Raw genomic sequence first — 14919 nt, forward strand, 5'->3', positions numbered from 1 at the left:
TAGAGTAACCCCTTCATCCCGCTGAGGAAGCATGCATGAACAATCAATTCGCCGTCATCGGCCTGGGCCTGTTTGGCAGCGCCTTGTGCGAAGAGTTGCAGCGCCAGAATGCCGAGGTACTGGCCATCGACATCGACGAGAGCAAGACCCGCCAGATAGCCACCCTCTGCAACCACGTCATCGTGGCCGATGCCACCGACGAGGCCACGGTCGCCGAACTGGGCCTGGCGAATTTCGACATCGTCTTTGTCGCCATCGGCGACAACCTGGAGACCAGCATTCTGACCACGCTGGTGCTGAAAGAGGCGGGCGTGAAGAAGGTCTGGGTCAAGGCCCGCGACAAGTTCCACGCCAAGATCCTGCAGAAGGTGGGCGCGGACAAGGTGATCAACCCGGAGTGGGACATGGGCCGCCGGGTGGCCCAGAGCATGCTGGACAACCGGCTGTTCGACTACCTGGAGCTGGGTCACGACATGGTGCTGACCGAGTTCGTGATCGGCTTGCAGCAAAACACCCGCACCCTGGCCGACTTGCGCCTGCTGCAGCAAAGCGATTTCCAGCTGTTGGCCATCAAGCGGGGTGAGGTGCTCCACAACGTCCTGACCGGCAAGATGGAGCTGCAACTCGGTGACATCCTGATTCTGGCCGGCAACAAGCACGCCATCGATCACTGGCTCGACACCCTATGATCAACTGGCGCAGCAACTACGCCTTCACCCTGCATCGGGAAGACAACTCCCGCTGGAGCGAGGCCAAGCTCATCCTGGGCAGTTTCCTCATCATCCTGCTGGTTGGCACCCTGTTTCTGGTCCAGCCCTCCAGCCACAAGGGTGAGGTCACCGTCATCAACGCCCTGTTCACCGCCACCTCCGCCATCAGCGTGACCGGCCTCGGGGTGGTGGATACCGGTACCGCCTTCACCCTGCAGGGGCAGATCATCCTGTTGATATTGATGGAGATTGGTGGTCTCGGCCAGATGACCATGACACTGCTGCTCATCGCCATGTTCAGCAAGCGGGTCGGGCTGCGCCAGCAGGTGCTGGCCAAGGAGGCACTGGGCCAGGAGGGATCCGTCAACATCGTCCAGCTGGTGAAACGCATCGTCCTGTTCGCCCTGATTGCCCAGCTGATCGGCACCGCCATCATGGCCATTCGCTGGGTGCCCGACATGGGCTGGGGTCACGGCCTCTACGTCAGCTTCTTCCACGCGGTGTCGGCTTTCAACAACGCCGGCTTCTCGCTGTTTGCCAACAACCTCATGGACTACCGGGATGACCCCGTCATCAGCCTGACCATACCGGCCCTGCTGATCCTGGGGGGGGTAGGCTTCACCGTCATCGTCGACCTGGTGCGCAACCGCCGCTGGCGCAAGCTGAAACTGCACAGCAAGCTGATGCTGCTGATGACCCCTGCCCTGCTGCTGCTGGGGACCCTGATGTTCTGGCTGCTGGAGCACAACAACCCGGGCACCCTGGGCAACGCCTCCTTCGGGAGCCAGTGGCTGGCAGCCTTCTTCCAGTCGGCCACCGCGCGCACGGCGGGCTTCAACACGGTGGATATCGGCCAGATGGTACCGGCCTCCCTGCTGTTCATGATGATGCTGATGTTCATCGGTGCCGGGGCAACCTCCACCGGGGGCGGTATCAAGGTCACCACCTTTGCCGTCGTTCTGCTGGCGACCCGGGCGTTTCTGACCAAGCGCCCCCATGTCACCGCCTTCGGCCGCACCCTGTCACCCCAGATAGTGACCCGCTCCCTGGCCATCATCATCGTCAGTACCATGGTGCTGATGCTGGCGATGTTCCTGTTGATGCTCACGGAGTCGCAATCATTCGACAAGATCATGTTCGAGACCATCTCGGCCTTTGCCACCGTGGGACTGTCCACCGGCATCACCGCTTCTCTGAGCGAACCGGGCAAACTGATCCTGGTGCTGGTGATGATCTGCGGCCGTCTGGGGCCCCTCACCCTGGCCATCATGCTGGCCCGCCCGGTGGAGACCCGCATCCGTTATCCGGAAGAGAGCGTCTACACGGGGTAAGCCGCTCCATCCATGCAAAGAGGGGCCACTGGCCCCTCTTCTTATTTTTATGTGATCACGGCGCTCGCCAGCCTCAGGCAGCCTTGCCCCTGGTCGTCCCCTTACCAGTGCACTTTCCAGGACTCTTCCCCGCACGAGCACTCTTGCCCGTGCTCGTGCGGGGGCGTGCGGCGGTGGACCCAGTCCGCTTGCGGCGGGCAAAGCGTTGCTTGCTGTCACCGGGCGCCGCCTTGGGCAGCGCGCTGAAGCTGGCGCCGGAATCCTGCCGCGCCCCCTCGATCAGGCCGTTGAGCTGCTCGGTGAGCGGCCCCATGAACTGCTGGTAGCTGCCGTGACGTTCGGCGATCTGACCCAGACTCTGCTCCCACAGTGCCGTCATGTCCGGTGTCGTGGCGGTCGTGGGCAGCGCCTGGACCAGGGCTCGCCCGGTCGGGGTGGCCTTGATGCTCTTGCCCTGGCGCACCAGGAAGCGGCGCTTGAACAGCAGATCGATGATCCCGGCCCGGGTCGCCTCGGTGCCGAGGCCATCGGTCTCCCGCAGGGTCTTGCGGATCTCGGGATCTTGCACATAACGGGCGATGCCGGTCATGGCGGCCAGCAGGGTGGCATCGGTAAACGGCTTGGGGGGCTGGGTCATCTTCTCCAGCAGCTCCCCCCGCTCGCACAGCAGTTCCTCCCCCTCTTTCAGGGCAGGCAGGGTTCCCGCCTCCTCCTCGTCATCCTCTTCCACTCCGAGCAGCGCCTTCCAGCCCGCCTTGAGGATGCGGCGCGCCTTGGCCTGGAACAGCCCTCCGGCGATGCGCAGCAACACCTTGCTGTCGTTGTACTCGAACGGTGGGTAGAACTGCAGCAGATACTGGCGGGCAATCAGGCCGTAAAGCTTCGCCTCGTCGGCCCCCAGGCTCCCCTCGTTCCCCCTCTTCTCGGTGGGAATGATGGCGTGGTGGGCATCCACCTTGCTGTCGTTCCACGCCTTGCTGCGGATCCTGCCATCCGCTTCGGCGACCGCCCTGGCCAGCGCAGGGGCCGTGCTGGCGATGGCCTCCCGCACCTGGCCGGCCCGGTTGAAGTGCTCGCTCGGCAGATGGCGGCTGTCGGATCTGGGATAGGTGATGAGCTTGTGCCGCTCGTAGAGGCTCTGGCAGATATCCAGCACCCGCTTGGCATCCATGCCAAAGCGCTTGGCCGCGTCGATCTGCAGGCTGGAGAGGTTGTAGGGGAGCGGCGCCGCCTGCTTGCGCGCCTGCTCCTCCACCGCCTCCACCCGGGCGGGTTGCCCCTGGATCCGCTCCACCACCTTGGCGGCCAGCGCCCGGTTGAGCACCCGTCCCTCCTCATCCTGCCAGGGCAGACAGGCCTCCGATGGCAGCCACCTGGCGGTGAAGCGTTCGTTGCCCTGGGTCAACAGATGGGCCATCACCTCGTAGAACGGCTTGGGAACGAAGGCCTCGATCTCGAGATCCCGACGCACCACCAGACCGAGCAAGGGGGTCTGTACCCGACCCACCGACAGCAGTTCGCTGCAGCCCCCCTTGCGGCCAAGCAGGGTATAGGCCCGGGTCATGTTGATGCCATAGAGCCAGTCGGCACGGCTACGGGCCAGCGCCGACACCGCCAGCGGCACGAACTCCTTGTTGTCTCTGAGCTTGTCGAGGGCGCGGCGCACGGCGGGGGGATTGAGATCGCTGATGAGGCAGCGCTGAACCGGTTTGGTCTTGGGATAGCCGAGAAAGTCGATCACCTCGTCCACCAGCAGTTGCCCTTCCCTGTCCGGGTCACCGGCGTTGACCACGCAGTCCGCCTGTTTGATGAGCCCCTTGATGACGGCCAGCTGGGCCTTGGTCTTGGGTTTGGCCACCAGCTGCCACTGGGTCGGGACAATGGGAAGGGATTCCATGCGCCACTGCTTGTAGGCGGCATCGTAGGCATCGGGCTCGGCCTGCTCCAGCAGGTGGCCGATGCACCAGGTCACCACGTCTCCCTGCGCCGTCTCGATGAAACCATCCCCCTTCTTGTGCGGTTTGGGGAGGACATCGGCGATGGCGCGGCCAAGGCTGGGTTTCTCGGCGATAAAGAGTCGCATGATGGATACACCTGAATACTGTATATGTGAACAGTATACAATCCTCTCACCGCAAACCCCAAGCCCCGGGGTTGTGCGCGGCCTCCCCGCCCCGGCTTGGGCATCGCCCCCATCACAGGACATCCCGCTCCCGTTGAAGGGTAAAAGTGCGATTAAAATTCAAAAAAGCATGTCCAAACAAAAAATAAAACCAAAAATTACTTACATGTCGAAATAAAAATCATGACCGAGGTCAACCCTTTGAATCTTGGGACTACTACTATATTGGTAATACCCGAATTCGAAGGACACCGTCACCATGCTTGGAAAACTGTTGAGAAAGACCTGGTTCTGGCTTCTGCTGCTCGGGGCCCTGCTGGGGGTCGCTGCACTGGGCGTCACCGTCACCGTGCTGCACAAGACCAGCTCCACCGAGTTCTGCGTCTCCTGCCACTCCATGCAGACCCCGCTGGCCGAGTATCAGGGCAGCGTCCACTTCCAGAACGTGAAGGGCATCCGCGCCGAGTGCGCAGACTGCCACATTCCGGGTGATCCTACCTCCTATCTGTGGACCAAGATCCGCGCCGTGAAGGACATCTATCACGAGGCGCTCGGCACCCTCGACACCCCTGAGAAATACGAGGCTCACAAGCTGCGCATGGCGCAGTCGGTGTGGGACGAGCTGAAAGCCAACGACTCCGCCACCTGCCGCAGCTGCCACAGCTACGCGGCGATGGACATCCTGGCCCAGCGCCCCAACGCCCGTGCCGAGCACCCGGTCGCCATCAAGGAGGGCCAGACCTGCATCGACTGCCACCGCGGCGTCGCCCACATCATGCCCGACATGAGCGGCCTGGCCGCCGCCGGTGCCAGCGAGCTGGCGCAAGCCGCCGCCCAGACCCCGGCCACCGTCACCACCCGCTATGCCATCGCCACCACCCCGCTCTATCTGGATGCCAGCGCCAAGACCGACGAAGGCACCCTGATGCCCTCCACCCAGGTGGAAGTACTGGCCAACGACAACGGTCGCGCCCAGGTGCGCATCGACGGTTGGCAGCAGGATGGGGTGAGCGAGGTGTTCTACGCCGCTCCCGGCAAGCGCATCCTGAGCACCCTGCTCGGCGACAAGGCCAAGGCGCAGCTCACCACCGGCAAGAGCGAAACCGACAGCGCCACCAACCTCACCTGGCATCAAGTCAGCCTGACCGCCTGGGTGGATCAGAGCCAGCTCATCGGCGATCAGGGCAAGCTGTGGCAGTACGCCTCCACCCTGATGTCCAACAACTGTACCGGCTGCCACGGCCTCACCGCACTGGATCACTTCAACGCCAACCAGTGGATCGGCGTCATCAAGGGGATGGAATCACGCACCTCCCTGACCCCGGAACAGGCACGCATGTTGACCCAATACGTCCAGAAACATGCCAGTGACATGAACGCGGCGCACTAAGGCTGGCACAGAGGAAATCGTCATGACTTTTTTTACCGATAAGCAAACCAATCTCTCCCGCCGCAACCTGCTCAAGGGGCTGGGCGCCTGCGCCGCCCTGCCGCTGCTGGCCGGCGTCTTCCCGAAGAGCGCGCTGGCCCAGGCCATCAGCACGGCGCTTGAACAGTTTCCGACCCTGGTGCCGGCCCAGAAAGGCATCCTGACCGGCGCCCACTGGGGAGCTTTCGAAGCCATCGTCGAAGAGGGCCGCATGGTACGGGTCCAGCCGGTGGCCGATGATCCGGCCCCCAACGATCTCATCGACATGGCGCCGTTCCAGGTCCACGCCAAAAACCGCATCAAGTACCCCATGGTGCGCAAGAGCTGGCTGGAACAGGGTCCGGGCGCCAAGCCCGAGCTGCGTGGCGCCGACGAGTGGGTGCGGGTGAGCTGGGAGAAAGCCATTGAACTGGTGGCCGGCGAGATAGGCCGGGTGCAGAGCGACTTCGGCCCGCAGGCGATCCACGCCGGTTCCTACGGCTGGAAGAGCGTCGGCATGTTCCACAACAGCCGCACCCTGTTGCACCGCCTGATGAACCTGGCGGGCGGCTTCACCGGCTATGCCGGCGACTACTCCGCCGGCGCCGCCCAGGTGATCATGTCCCACGTGATGGGCTCCATCGAGGTGTATGAGCAGCAGACCGCCTGGCCGAACGTCATCGAGCACGCCGAACTGGTGGTGCTGTGGGGGGTCAACGCCCAGGTGACCCTGAAGAACAGCTGGAACATGCCGGATCACGAGGGGCAGGCCGGCTTCAAGGCGCTGAAAGAGAAAGGCACCCGGGTCATCAGCATCGATCCCGTCTACAACGAGACCGCCAAGCAGGCCAATGCCGAGTGGATTGCCCCGAACGCCTATACCGACGTGGCCATGATGCTGGGGGTGGCCCACACCCTCTACAGCGAGAAGAAGCACGATCAGGCCTTCCTCGATCGCTACACCGTGGGCTTCGACACCTTCCTCGCCTACCTGCTCGGCAAGGAGGACGGCCAGCCCAAGAGCGCCGAGTGGGCGAGCGCCATCTGCGGCGTCGAGGCCAAGGTGATTCGCCAGCTGGCCCTCGACATGGCCGCCAAGCGCACCATGATCATGGCCGGTTGGGGCATGCAGCGTCAGCACCACGGGGAGCAGCCCAACTGGATGCTGGTCACTCTGGCCGCCATGCTGGGCCAGATCGGCCTGCCGGGGGGCGGCTACGGCTTCAGTTACCACTACTCCTCCGGTGGCAGCCCCACCGCCAAGGGCGGCATTCTGGCGGGCATCTCCGCTGGCAGCGCACCGAAGAACAGCCCGGCCCCCATCCCGGTGGCCCGCATCGCCGACTGCCTCGCCAACCCGGGCAAGACCATCGACTTCAACGGCCGCAAGGTGACCTATCCGGACATCAAGCTGGTCTACGTGGCGGGCGGCAACCCCTTCCACCACCATCAGGACACCAACAACCTGCTGCAGGCCTGGCGCAAACCCCAGACCGTGATCGTCCACGAGCCCTACTGGACGGCGACTGCCAAGCACGCCGACATCGTCCTGCCGGCCACCACCAGCTACGAGCGCAACGACCTGGAGATGGGGGGCGACTACTCCCAGCGCTACGTCTTCCCCATGCACCAGTGCGTCCCCCCCCAGTTTGAAGCCCGCAACGACTTCGACATCTTCAGCGCCATCGCCGCCAAGCTGGGCGTGCAGGAGCAGTACACCGAAGGGAAGGACGAGATGCTTTGGCTCAAGCAGATGTACGACGGCATGGCGGCCCAGGCTCGCGGTGCCCGGGTGGCGCTGCCGTCGTTCAACATGTTCTGGGAGGCCAACAACTACATCCGCTTCCCGATCCCGGAGGCCAACCGCCAGTGGATCCGTCACGCCGATTTTCGCGAGAACCCGCTGCTCAACCCGCTCGGTACCCCGTCCGGCAAGATCGAGATCTTCTCCAACACGGTGGCGGGGATGGATTATGCCGACTGCGCCGGTCATCCCAAGTGGTATGAGCCCAAGGAGTGGGTGAAGAGCGAGGTGGCGGCGCGCTATCCGCTGTCGCTCAACACCTCCCACCCGACCCAGCGGTTGCACTCCCAGCTCGACAACACCCCGCTGCGGGACAAGTTCGCCATCGCCGATCGGGAGGCGATCCTGATCCATCCGGACGACGCCAAAGCACGCGGCATCCAGGATGGCGATCTGGTGCGGGCCTTCAACGAGCGCGGCCAGATCCTGGTGGGTGCCCTGCTCTCCGCCGATATCCGGCCCGGGGTAGTGCGGGTGTGTGAAGGGGCCTGGTACGATCCGGCCAAGCCGGGCGAAGCGGGCAGCATCTGCAAGAACGGCAACGTCAACTGCCTCACCTTCGACGAGGGCTCGTCCAGTCTGGCCCAGGGCAACTGCGGCCACATGGCCCAATTGCAGATAGAGAAGTATATCGGGCCAGTGCTAGCCAACACGGCGCACGAGGTACCGGCCAACGGCTGAGGCGGTTGCATGTAGACAAAACGGCGCCATAGAGGCGCCGTTTTTATTCCGGGCTGGCAAGGATGACCCTCGGCAGCCATGGGGAGGCGCGGGTAATCCCCCTGCGGGGAGGCTGAATCGGCTCACGGGCCCCCTGAGGGGCCTGATCACCCTGCATAAATTTAACTTATGGCTTTTCCCATAATGATCCGATGCTTGCTTATACACATGGCCAACTGCTCCGGGGCAGCCCTGCCCACCCCAGATCCCGTCCCGCACGCCTCCTGCCCGTTCACCCTCAGGCCCCTCCGTTCCCGCCAATAAAGACGGCGCCCGAAGGCGCCGTCTTTATTCTCTGGAATGAAAGGTGTGCGGGAGGAGCATCAGAAGTCTCCTTCCACCATGTACTCTTCGGCACACTCCACCAGCTGGGGCCAGAGATCTTCCGGCACCCAGGCCTCTGGGTCATCCTCGTCACCGTCATACTGGCTCCAGAAGAAGGCACGCAGCCCGCTTGCGAAATCGTCGCTCAACTCCGCCAGTTCGGAGAGGGGCCCCAGCCAGGCAATACGGCGCAGGCCGGAGGCGAGATCGTTGATGGCATCCATCAGGGTGCGATCATCCAGGCTCTGCTCCACCAGCAGGGTGAAGCGCTCGCGGGCGCTCTCGGTCTGATCCTCGTCCAGCTCGCCCACGTCGGCCAGCAGGTCGACAAAGTCCTCCAGCAGGAACTGGATCAGGGCATCCCTGTCCTCGAACCACTGGATCTGGGCCCCCTTGGTGCCCAGCACCGAGGCATCGAACGAATCATCGAGATGGCACAAAGCCCAAGGATCGTCAGTCATTGCTACCCTTCCTACACCTGAAACAAGAGACGTATCTTATGCCGGGTGCCGCACCCTTGCCAGCACGGCGGCACAAAAGGGGCCCCCGACGGGGAGCTCCGTCACTCGACCCTTGCCACCTTGGGCAGGGAGAGGGAAGCGGCGAGCCCCCCCAGCTCGGCCCGCCCCATGATGAGGCTGCCGCGATAGGCTTCCGCGAGATCCGAGACGATGTTGAGGCCAAGGCCCGAGCCCGGCACCTTCTCGTCGAGGCGCACCCCCCGCAGCACCGCCTTGGCGATCTGATCCTCGCTCATGCCGGGACCGTCGTCCTCGATGCGCAGGGTGATCCAGCCCCCCAGCTCGGCGCTGGAGATGCGCAGCTCGCTGGCGGACCACTTGAAGGCGTTCTCCAGCAGGTTGCCCACCATCTCGTCGAAGTCCTGCTCCTCCACCCCGACCGCTAGATTGACCGGCACCTGCAAGTCCACCGTCTTGCCGGGATAGAGGCGGGAGAAGGCGCGGCAGATGTACTCCACCCGGGCCCGCACCGGGGTCGACACCCCGAGGATCTTGGCGGCGCCGGTCACCCGCGCCTTGCCGAGGTGGTAGTCGATGTGGCGCTGGATCTGGTCGAGCTGCTCGCCGAGGGCGGCCTGATCCTCCGGCGGCAACTGGGTCACCTGGTTGCGCATGATGCTGAGCGGCGTCTTGAGGGCGTGGGCCAGGTTGCCGGTGTGGGAGCGGGCTCGTTGCAGCAGCTCGCCATAGTGGTGCAGCAGGCGGTTGATGTCCTCCACCAGCGGCTGGATCTCCAGGGGGTAGCGCAGCCGGAACCCCTCCTGATGACCCTGATGGACGCGGCTCAGCTCGCGGCGCAGCAGGTGCAGCGGGCGCAGGCCGTAGAGGATCTGGAACATAAAGCCGAGCACCAGGCCGGTGGCGGCTAAGCCGAGGCCGAGGAACAGGCTGATACGGGTCTTCTTCAGGGTCTGGGTCAGGGCGCTGCTGTCCTTGGCCATCACCAGGGTGAAGACCCGATCAGACCCCGGCAGCAGCACGGTACGGGTCATGATGAGCAGGGGCTCCTTGTTGGGCCCCTTGCCGACGAAGAGGTCCGGATCGCCGAAGGCCGACTTCAGGCCGTGGGCGCTCAAATGGGCATCCCACAGGGAGCGGGAGCGACTGACCACCGTCTCCCCCAGCTCCAGTTGCCAGTAGTAGCCGGAGTAGGGCTGGCGATAACGGGGGTCGGCCATGGGCTCGGTGACCACCGGCATGCCGTCCGGCTGGATCTCGAGGCGGGAGAGCAGATCGTAGAGCTGCAGGCGCAGGCCATCGGCCTCCGCCTCCTGCCAGTAGTTGCGCATCATGGTCTGCAGGCTGAAGCCGGTGGCGAACAGGAAGAGACCGCACCAGACCATGGCGATCACCACCAGCCGACCTCGCAGGGTGCGTACCAACCTCATTCAACCCACCCCGCCATCGGTTGCGATGGGTGTCATTCGTTGATCCGGTAACCGAGGCCGCGCACCGTCTCGATGAGATCGGCGTGGGTCTTCTTGCGAATGCGGCCGATGAACACTTCTACGGTGTTGGAGTCGCGATCGAAATCCTGAGCATAGATGTGGTCGATCAGCTCGCTGCGCGACACCACCTTGCCCCTGTGCTGCATCAGGTAGCCCAGCACCCGGAACTCGTGGGCGGTGAGCTTGATGGGGGTCCCTTCGTACCACACCTGGGAAGCCGCCATATCGAGACGCACGCCACCGATCTCGAGGATGGAGCTGGCGTTCCCCGCCGCCCGGCGCACCAGCGCCTGCACCCTCGCCACCAGCTCCGCCACCTGGAAGGGCTTGGTGAGGTAGTCGTCCGCCCCGGCGTTGAGCCCTTCAATCTTCTCGTGCAACTGGCCACGGGCGGTCAGCACCAGCACCGGGGTGTCCATCCCCTTGCTGCGCCACTCCTTCAGTACGCTCAGGCCGTCGCGACCGGGCAGGCCGAGATCCAGGATGATGGCGTCATAGGGTTCGGTCTCGCCGAGAAAGCCCGCCTCGTTGCCATCGTGGCAGAGATCGGTGACGAAACCGGACAGACGCAGCTGCTCCGCCAGCTGGCCCGCGAGGATCTTTTCATCTTCAACTATCAGAATGCGCATACATGGGTATCCAAAACAGGGTTGTGCCGGCACCGGCAACGGTTGGGGGGACGAACCGGATGACGGTAGGTTCGCGGACTCACGCCGTTACTCCTCTTCCGGAGGCGGGCGCGGAGCGAACAGGCGCTCCAGATGGTGACCCTTGAGCCACACCATCTCCAGGTTGTCAGCCCGGTAGCCCACCTTGATGACGCTGTTCTCCTCGTCGATGAGCCTGAGCTCGTAGAGCCAGACGCCATCCTCCTCACCCAGATCGACCCGCAGCACCCGCACCGGCAGGCGGGAGGCCACCGCCATCAACTCATGAAAAGGACGGACCCGCCCCTCGCTGACCGCCTGTTGCAGCAAGGCCTCGTTCGGCTGGGCCGCCTGAACCAGCATCGGCAGCAGCAATCCAAGCAGGGGCAGCGCGCTATTCATGGGTGATTCATCTCTCAAAACCTAACATAATGCCGTTTCATGTACAGGATCTTTAGCGGCAACCAATTGAAATAGATATAAAAAAGGCTTCGTTTGTGATCTGATTTTATCGCCAAACAAAATCAACACGCGCGAAGCCTATGACTATTATCAACGCTAATTACTATCTGGAGCAACTCTTGGCTCCCGCCGCACTCGAGCGCATTGCTCGGCTCTGCAAGTTTTGTCTGCGTCAGCGTGCCATTACCCCAGCCATGCTCGTACCTGCACTGCTGCGGGCCATGGGAGGCGACCAGGTCAATGACATTGCCGGTTTACACCGCCATTTCAATGCCTTGCAACTGGTAAACACCCATCAGGTTTCTTACAAACCGTTTCACAATCAGCTGCGCAAAGAGAGCTTTGCCCTGTTTATGAAAGCCCTGGTCGAGCGGGCCATCGCCTTGCGTATCGACCATCAACTCAAAGCAGCCTCCCTCGGCGCGTTCAAGCAGGTGTTACTGCACGATGGCACCTCCTTTGCGGTGCATCGGCGCCTTGCTGCTGATTTTCCCGGCCGGTTCAAGACCATCAGTCCGGCAGCTATCGAGTGCCATATGACCATGTCACTGTCGGAGCAGAGCCCGTTGTGCATGAGTGTGTCTGCCGATACCGCAGGGGAACGGCAATTTCTGCCTGAAGCCCACTCGCTGACCAACTGCCTGCTGCTGGCTGACGCAGGTTACATTGACAGGGCTTGGTTTGAGCAGGTGAACGACGCTGGCGGATTTTATCTGGTGCGCGGCACGAAAAGCCTGAACCCCAAGATAATCCAAGCCTGGCGCGGTGATGGACGGGAAGTACCCAAGCTGGCGGGACTATCTCTGAGAGAGGCCGGACGGCGACGCTGTCGGGCCGAGGTACTGGATATGGTGGTGAAGTCCGGCCAGGTCGAGTACCGGTTGATCCGGCGCTGGTTTGCTGAGGAAAAGCGGTTCTGTCTGTGGATGACGAACCTACCGCGAGCAGCATGGTCAGCAGAGCAGGTGATGAGCCTGTATCGCTGCCGTTGGCAGGTGGAGTTGTTATTTAAAGAGTGGAAATCGCACAACCGGCTCAAGGGGTTTGTGACGGGCGAGAAAGCGATTGCCGAGGGGTTGGTGTGGACGAGCCTGCTGTCGCTGGTGATGAAGAGACGGGTCGCGCAGAGTGTGATGAGTGGGGCGCTATCGATGCTGAAAGCGTCGAAGAACAGTGCGACGTGGTGGCTACCGCTATTGGAAGCAGTGGCCCATAGGGCGCTGACAGAAATAAGGGAAAGATTGGAATGGGCTGCCGATTATTTGGCCAAGAACGCCTGCCGAACCAAGCAGAGAAAGTCGATACAGAACAGGACCTTGGAAGGCGTTTTAAATGGACTCGCCGCTTAAGGTCCTGTACATGAATGCCGTTTATAGTGTGCCAGCCATGAATCCGGAATGAATATGATCCCACGCAGTATCCTGCTGATCTTGTGCCTCTTTTCCACCTTTGGCTGGGCGGCGCAGACACGTCTCGACATGGCCGGACTGGTCAAGTTGTTGCTGGCACAAGGGTATCACGACATTCGGGAAGTGGAGCTGGAAGGGGACAAATTCGAGGTCGATACCCTGAATGCCGACGATCAGCGCGTCCAGTTGCAGGTCGATGCCAACACCGGCGAGATCACCAAAAAAGAGGCCGAATAGGCCTCTTTTGCTATGGGCGTGACGGCTGTTGCGCCGCCCCCCTCCCGGCTACTTGCGCTCGCCTGCGCCAGGTGCGCAGCAGCTTCTCCCGACGGGGCCACAGCAGGGCGCAGGCCAGCACCAGATAGATGAGCGGCTCCTGCCACCCGCTCTTGACCGACCACCAGTAGTGTACCGGCACCAGCAGAGCCACCCCGTAGATCCAGTTGTGCAGCTTCTGCCAGGCCGGCCCCATGCGTCGCAACAGGGCCGGGATCGAGGTGATGCCGAGCGCCAGCAACAGCAGCAGCGCCACCATGCCCACCACTATGTAGCTGCGCTTCACCAGCTCGCCGCCAATCAGCCCCCAGTCGAACTGCAGATCCAGCCCCAGCCAGACCATGAAGTGCAGGGACGCCCAGGCGGCGCACCAGAGCCCGAGGGGGCGGCGCAACTTGATGAGCTGCCCCTGGCGCCAGCGCTTGGCGAGCGGCGACACCAGCAGGGTCAGCAACAGCAGGTGGAGGGCCCCCTTGCCAAGGTAATGGGTCAGCCCCTGGACCGGATCCCCCCCCAGCAGCCCGGCTGGCACGGCATAGCCCAGCCAGAGCAGAAAGCCAAGCGAACCAAGGTGCACCAGCGCCCGCAAGCCGTTGATATGGGCTGTTTTCAGTCTCGGCGTCATATTGCAGTTCCCGTCATGTTTTTCCCGCTTCTCATCCCCTCTCCCACCAGGGGAGAAGGAGGCAAGAGATCAGTCGGGCAGCGCGTCAGTCTCAATACCATTTACGCAGATCCATCCCCTGATAGAGGGACGCCACCTCGTCGCCGTAGCCATTGAACATCAGGGTCGGCTGGCGCTTGGCCCCGAAAATGCCCCCCTCGCCGATGAAACGCTCGCTCGCCTGGCTCCAGCGCGGGTGATCCACGTTCGGGTTGACGTTGGCGTAGAAGCCATATTCGTTGGGGGCCAGCAGGTTCCAGGTGGTGGGGGGCATCTCCTCCACCAGGCGGATGGAGACGATGCTCTTGATGCTCTTGAAGCCGTACTTCCAGGGCACCACCAGCCGGATGGGAGCCCCGTTCTGGGCGGGCAGGGTCTTGCCATAGAGCCCCATGACGAGGAAGGAGAGGGGGTGCATGGCCTCGTCGAGGCGCAAGCCCTCCACATAGGGATAATCGATGCCGCCCCCCAGGGCACGGGAGGCCTGCCCCGGCAACTGTTCCGGATCATAGAGCGTCTCGAAGGCCACGAACTTGGCGCGACTGGTGGGCTCGGCACGGCGGATCAGATCCGCCAGCGCAATGCCGCTCCAGGGCAATACCATGGACCAGGCCTCCACGCAGCGCAGCCGATAGATGCGCTCCTCCAGCGTGCTCTTGTTGATGAGATCCCACACATCCAGGGTGAAGGGTTTGGCCACCTCCCCTTCCACCTTCAGGGTCCAGGGCTCGGGCCTGAGGTAATGGCCGTTGCGGGCCGGGTCCCCCTTGTCGGTCCCCAGCTCGTAGAAATTGTTGTGGGTGGTGGCCTTCTCCTCCGGGGTGAGGATCAATCCCTCTGGCCGGGTCGCGGCACGGATGTCGAGGGGTCTGGTGGGGGCCACGGTGGCCGGCTTGTCCGGTGCGAAGAGATCCAGCAGGCTGGCCTTCACCGGAAACGCCAGGGTGGCGGCACCGACGCCCAGGCCCAGCCCTTTCAGGATGCGGCGACGATCCTGATAGACGGTTTCCGGCGTGACATCCTGTTCGGTGGGGTGATGAGAAGTACGGCGCTTGATCAACATGAAAAAACTC

Annotated in this window: 13 protein-coding genes; 6 read left to right on the forward strand and 7 right to left on the reverse strand. The window is 63.0% G+C overall.

Annotation, left to right across the window (positions count from 1 at the left end; genetic code table 11):
* The first annotated feature begins 35 nt into the window (after positions 1 to 35).
* Positions 36 to 689, forward strand: a complete 654-nt coding sequence (locus tag C3F36_RS08850; protein WP_010675965.1) for a potassium channel family protein — start codon at positions 36 to 38, stop codon at positions 687 to 689.
* Positions 686 to 2041 (forward strand): TrkH family potassium uptake protein, encoded by a 1356-nt coding sequence (locus tag C3F36_RS08855; RefSeq protein ID WP_104454916.1) that lies wholly within the window; start codon positions 686 to 688, stop codon positions 2039 to 2041. Before C3F36_RS08850 ends, C3F36_RS08855 begins: the two co-directional genes overlap by 4 nt.
* A 73-nt stretch (positions 2042 to 2114) precedes the next feature.
* Here the strand turns inward: C3F36_RS08855 and C3F36_RS08860 are convergent, their stop codons facing one another.
* The gene (locus C3F36_RS08860; RefSeq protein WP_104454917.1) at positions 2115 to 4124 is read right to left on the reverse strand and encodes a DNA topoisomerase III; all 2010 of its coding nucleotides are present in this window, start codon (positions 4122 to 4124) and stop codon (positions 2115 to 2117) included.
* Between the two features lie 298 nt (positions 4125 to 4422).
* Here C3F36_RS08860 and C3F36_RS08865 point away from each other — a divergent pair, with 298 nt between their 5' ends.
* Together C3F36_RS08865 and torA are read left to right on the forward strand one after the other, a co-directional pair.
* Positions 4423 to 5553 carry a NapC/NirT family cytochrome c gene (locus tag C3F36_RS08865; protein WP_104454918.1) on the forward strand — a complete coding sequence of 377 codons (1131 nt, stop codon included), beginning with the start codon at positions 4423 to 4425 and terminating at the stop codon, positions 5551 to 5553.
* Positions 5554 to 5575: 22 nt separating this feature from the next.
* Positions 5576 to 8056, forward strand: coding sequence for a trimethylamine-N-oxide reductase TorA (gene torA, locus C3F36_RS08870; RefSeq protein ID WP_104454919.1), 2481 nt, complete (start codon positions 5576 to 5578; stop codon positions 8054 to 8056).
* A gap of 362 nt (positions 8057 to 8418) precedes the next feature.
* Here torA and C3F36_RS08875 read toward each other — a convergent pair whose 3' ends face one another.
* From C3F36_RS08875 to C3F36_RS08890, 4 genes are all read right to left on the reverse strand, one after another.
* Positions 8419 to 8880 carry a hypothetical protein gene (locus C3F36_RS08875; RefSeq protein WP_010675970.1) on the reverse strand — a complete coding sequence of 154 codons (462 nt, stop codon included), beginning with the start codon at positions 8878 to 8880 and terminating at the stop codon, positions 8419 to 8421.
* Between the two features lie 101 nt (positions 8881 to 8981).
* Entirely contained in the window at positions 8982 to 10328 is a 1347-nt protein-coding gene (locus tag C3F36_RS08880; RefSeq protein WP_104454920.1) for a sensor histidine kinase, read from the reverse strand.
* 32 nt (positions 10329 to 10360) lie between these two features.
* Positions 10361 to 11017: a response regulator transcription factor gene (locus tag C3F36_RS08885; RefSeq protein WP_005332666.1), complete on the reverse strand. Its 657-nt coding sequence runs from the start codon at positions 11015 to 11017 to the stop codon at positions 10361 to 10363.
* 87 nt (positions 11018 to 11104) lie between these two features.
* Complete coding sequence (locus tag C3F36_RS08890; protein WP_041211926.1) at positions 11105 to 11437, reverse strand: PepSY domain-containing protein; 333 nt, start codon at positions 11435 to 11437, stop codon at positions 11105 to 11107.
* 140 nt (positions 11438 to 11577) lie between these two features.
* Here C3F36_RS08890 and C3F36_RS08895 point away from each other — a divergent pair, with 140 nt between their 5' ends.
* Positions 11578 to 12846 (forward strand): IS4-like element ISApu1 family transposase, encoded by a 1269-nt coding sequence (locus tag C3F36_RS08895; protein WP_104454921.1) that lies wholly within the window; start codon positions 11578 to 11580, stop codon positions 12844 to 12846.
* A 48-nt stretch (positions 12847 to 12894) separates the two neighbouring features.
* Positions 12895 to 13143 (forward strand): PepSY domain-containing protein, encoded by a 249-nt coding sequence (locus C3F36_RS08900; RefSeq protein ID WP_010675973.1) that lies wholly within the window; start codon positions 12895 to 12897, stop codon positions 13141 to 13143.
* 10 nt (positions 13144 to 13153) lie between these two features.
* On the opposite strand, the gene C3F36_RS08905 is transcribed toward C3F36_RS08900, so the two are convergent.
* On the reverse strand, positions 13154 to 13807 hold the full coding sequence (locus C3F36_RS08905) for a protein-methionine-sulfoxide reductase heme-binding subunit MsrQ (protein ID WP_104454922.1): 654 nt from the start codon (positions 13805 to 13807) through the stop codon (positions 13154 to 13156).
* Between the two features lie 91 nt (positions 13808 to 13898).
* Positions 13899 to 14909 (reverse strand): protein-methionine-sulfoxide reductase catalytic subunit MsrP, encoded by a 1011-nt coding sequence (msrP, locus tag C3F36_RS08910; RefSeq protein ID WP_104454923.1) that lies wholly within the window; start codon positions 14907 to 14909, stop codon positions 13899 to 13901.
* Positions 14910 to 14919 lie beyond the last annotated feature (10 nt).

Origin of the sequence: Aeromonas sp. ASNIH2 (genome assembly GCF_002934795.1) — a bacterium.
GTDB classification, from domain to species: Bacteria; Pseudomonadota; Gammaproteobacteria; order Enterobacterales; family Aeromonadaceae; genus Aeromonas; species Aeromonas caviae.